The organism is Thermogutta sp. (assembly GCF_014359955.1).
Classification (GTDB): domain Bacteria; phylum Planctomycetota; class Planctomycetia; order Pirellulales; family Thermoguttaceae; genus Thermogutta.
This window is the reverse complement of sequence record NZ_JACIYL010000427.1, coordinates 1-3,843: the sequence shown is the minus strand read 5'-3', so window position 1 is coordinate 3,843 and position 3,843 is coordinate 1. Positions and strand designations below refer to the sequence as shown.

The 3,843-nt window shown below is 59.7% G+C and carries 2 protein-coding genes; one reads left to right on the top strand and one right to left on the bottom strand.

The window, feature by feature from the left end:
• Positions 1-352 precede the first annotated feature (352 nt).
• Complete coding sequence (speB, locus tag H5U08_RS12490; protein WP_297033538.1) at positions 353-1,279, top strand: agmatinase; 927 nt, start codon at positions 353-355, stop codon at positions 1,277-1,279.
• A 50-nt stretch (positions 1,280-1,329) separates the two neighbouring features.
• Here the strand turns inward: speB and H5U08_RS12485 are convergent, their stop codons facing one another.
• Positions 1,330-3,459, bottom strand: coding sequence for a glutaminase family protein (locus H5U08_RS12485; protein WP_297033537.1), 2,130 nt, complete (start codon positions 3,457-3,459; stop codon positions 1,330-1,332).
• Positions 3,460-3,843 lie beyond the last annotated feature (384 nt).

Genomic DNA, 3,843 nt, shown 5'->3' with positions numbered 1-3,843 from the left:
ACGTCCCTCCGAAGGACGGACCTGACAAGCAGGTCCCTCCGAGAAAAACGGACGTGACAAGCAGGTCCCTCCGATAGACCCACCGGAGGGGCACGCTTGTCGTGCCCGGTGAAGAGGGATGGGTCATCAATCGGTATGCGTCGGACCCGACAAGCGGGTCCCTCCGAAAAAAACGGACCCGACGAGCAGGTCCCTCCAGGAGGCGGACCCGACAATCACGTCCCATCGGGAGACCTACCTCCAAAAAACGGATCCACCCGGCGAGAATGATACTTTTTGGGCTTTTTTCCAGCCAGAAATCAGTCTTCGTCCCGTGCTCACTGTACGAAAGGACCAGCGAAGGCGGTATCCGATGATTCCCCACGAATTGTGTCAACCGAATTTGAATTTTTTGGGACTTCCGGAAGAACTGGCGGATCCCACAACGGCCCGGGTGTGGGTTTTGCCCGTCCCCTATGAAGCGACGACGACCTACGGGGCGGGCACCCGCAACGGACCGATGGCCATTCTCTCGGCTTCGCGGCAGGTGGAACTCTATGACCATCGCCATGGCTGCGAGCCGGCCGAAAGTCTGGGATTCGCCACTCTGCCCCCGATGGACATTACGGTGAGCACTCCCGAGGCCATGATCAACCGGCTGGCCGCTGCTGTGGAAACGGTGTTTTTCCAGCCGCCTTCGCCCGAATTGCTCGTGGTTCTGGGCGGGGAGCACAGTATTTCCGCCGGCGTCGCACGAGGCTTGGCTCGCGTTGTGGACGCTGGCGGCCTGGTGTGTGTCCAGGTCGATGCCCACGCCGATCTTCGCGATGAGTTTGAAGGCTCACCGTTTAATCACGCCTGCGCCGCGCGACGGATCGCCGAGGTGTGTCCCGTCTTTCAAATTGGTATTCGCAATATTTCCAAAGAAGAGGCGGAGTTTTGCCCGACGGCCAGCAACATTCAAACGTTCTTTCGAGAGCAGTGGGGACCATCCGGGGTGAACGCCCTGCGCGATTTTGTGAGCGGCAAGACAGTTTACCTGACCATCGATCTGGACGGACTGGATCCCTCCATCATGCCGGCGGTGGGAACCCCGGAACCGGGCGGCCTGTTGTGGCACGAGTTGCTGGAGATCATTCGCACCATTGCCGAAGCGGCCGCACGGATACCGGTGATGGATGTCGTGGAACTGGCACCCATTCCCGGCATGATAGCCCCGGACTTCCTCGCGGCAAAGCTCATCTACTGGGCGGCGGCTGATCTTTTGCTGCCCAGGTGTGATCCTGACCGCCGTGGGTGATTGAGGCAAGCAGACGGCTCCATTCGCAGTCCGTTGCCAGCGATGCCAGGCTATTGCTCAGCCGTTGTGCTCCACTTTTTCCACAGGTCGGGATATTCCAGAAACTTGATGAAGACGCCGCCAATCACCGGTCGGGCTCGAAATCCGCGCAGCCGCGCGTTATTCGTCCAGTACCAGTCGGTGAGCGGGACGCGGTCCGGCGTTTCGTCGATAAAACGGTACAGAGGATTCATGAGGGCGTCAAAATCCTCGCGCGAATCGGCGAGTGTTGCCGTCCACACCGTCCAATCCGTTTTGGTGAAGAGGGCCCGATTGTCCAGCGGCAGGCCGTAGGGCTGGAGTTGCCGCTTGTAGAAGGCGACCTCTTTCTGGCGAACTTCCCCGGGAAAGACGTTGAGGTTGAGAAGTTTGTCCCACACGAGATTGTACTTCTGGCTCCAGGTGCCCGGTTTGTCAAACGCCAGACGGTAGTGGTCACCGTCGTCGGCGGCCTGGATCCATTTGGCGGCGAAATCTTCGGCCAGTTTGCGGTACTTTGCCGATGGCTCCTCTTTGCCCGCCCGGTGACACATGTCGGCATAGCACGCCAAGGCGAGGGTGGCTTTGGCGGAAAGATTACAGTTGTGGGCCAGCGGGCCGGTGAAATCATCCGTACAGAGTTGATTCTCGGGATCGAAGCCTTTTTCTTCCAGATATTCCGCCCAGCGCTGGAGGAGGGGCCAGTATTTTTCGGCATAATGGGTGTTCCCATCCAGGCGGGAAACAACACAGGCCAGGATGAGGAGATTGGCCGATTCCTCCACGGGCATCTGGTGCTCTTCGCTTGTTTCGCCTCCCCCGTAGACCTGCCCGTTGGCCAGGGGATATGTTCCCAGATCGTGCGGTGCAAAGGGGAATTTCCACCGTGGGCTGGCCGCGTATTCCAGAACCGGCGTGAGGGTTGCCTTGAGAAGCTCGTTATTGAACAGCATAAAAAACGGAGACGCGGGATAGGTGACATCCACCGTGGCGATGCAGCCATTGCTGAAGCACTCCTTGGAAAACAGCATCGGTTCACCCTGGGGACCCAACGTCAGCTTGTGGGCGCCCAGCGTATGTCGATAGGCCAGCGCGATAAGATTCGCGTATCCCCGACCGCCGATCTTTTCCGCATCTTTCATCAGGTGGTGGTCAAATTCTTCGCAGGCATCCACAAGCCGCGGCAAATCTTTTTCTGCCTGAACCAGCACGTCGCCGATATGCGCGAAGTATTTCCTCCAGTAAGGACGCAGTCGCTGGCCCAGGTATTCGATGGAAAGGATATCATCATACGCCAGCAGGACGTGGCGGGATTGGGGCTGGGCGCCCACTGACCCGAGACGCCAGGCGCACGCCGCCACCGGCCAGCGATCCTGAGCGGCTCGCGGTTCGGGAGGATCGTCACGGCCGGGAACTGTTCCACTTTGCACGAATCCCCGGCGTGCGGATTCGTGATCGGTCATCACCGTGCGAAGGTCTTCACTCTGCGGAGCCGCCGTGTATGCGTAACCCCAATCGATCCGCAGGTCGTCACCTTTCTTCTGCAATATCGGTTGCTCGAGTGTCCCGATCCGCATCCACACCAGCGAGCCAGCCTGGCCGCGCTCCCAGATGACCACCTGGTCGGGCGTATTGACGGCCAGCTCGGCCGAGTTGTCGTAGTAAAGCTCCACTTCGTGGGAGGCTCCGTCGCGGGACCAGACTTCCCAAATGAGATAGGTCACCGGGCGGGACAGGAGATTGAGGTCGTGCGGCAGCACGGGCGTGAGAAAAGTCAGCCGTACGCCGATCTGCGGCGTTTCCCACTCGTAAATGGTCCGCGTGGGGAGCACGGTGAGGTTTTTCTGGGGCAGCGCGGGAATATCAAGCTGGGGTGTTCCCATCAACCGGTAGGCCTTACCATCGATCCGGATGAGGCTGCACAGGGCGTGGATGCGACCGGTCCAGTGCCGGGGCCAGTCCTCAGCCAGGTAATCGGTGAACGACCAGATGCTGAAGTAGGGATCGTGGACCACCAGAGGAACGGCCGGGGGCCGACCTGCCGGCCCTTCGTTGGCGAACAGATCTCCCGATTCAGCGATGAAAGCAAACGTCCCTACCGCACAGACCAGAGCCGCTAAATTACCAAACTTCACGAGGTGCGTTTTCCCGACGGCGAGCATGGAAAGAACTCCCACCAAAGATCGTCTCTGGAGAGTCATCCTATAACCGAACACTGCACGACACGCTGATTATCACGGTTGCCGGTGCAAGCGGCAAGGAGCGACAGTTTTTTTCGGAGGGACCCGCTTGTCGGGTCCGCACATCGGAGGGACCTGCTTGTCAGGTCCGCATCTGGAGGGACCCGCTTGTCGGGTCCGATGAACACCGATGGATGAGCCATCCCCTTCCCCGGGCACGACAAGCGTGCCCCTCCGACCTTTCGGAGGGACGTGCTTGTCACGTCCGCCGCTCAACGTTCGATCATCCATTGTGTTTTGGCGGGGACTGAAGTCCCGCGCCGAAAGCGGGGCTAAAGCCCCGCACTCCATATGGAGTGCGGCGAT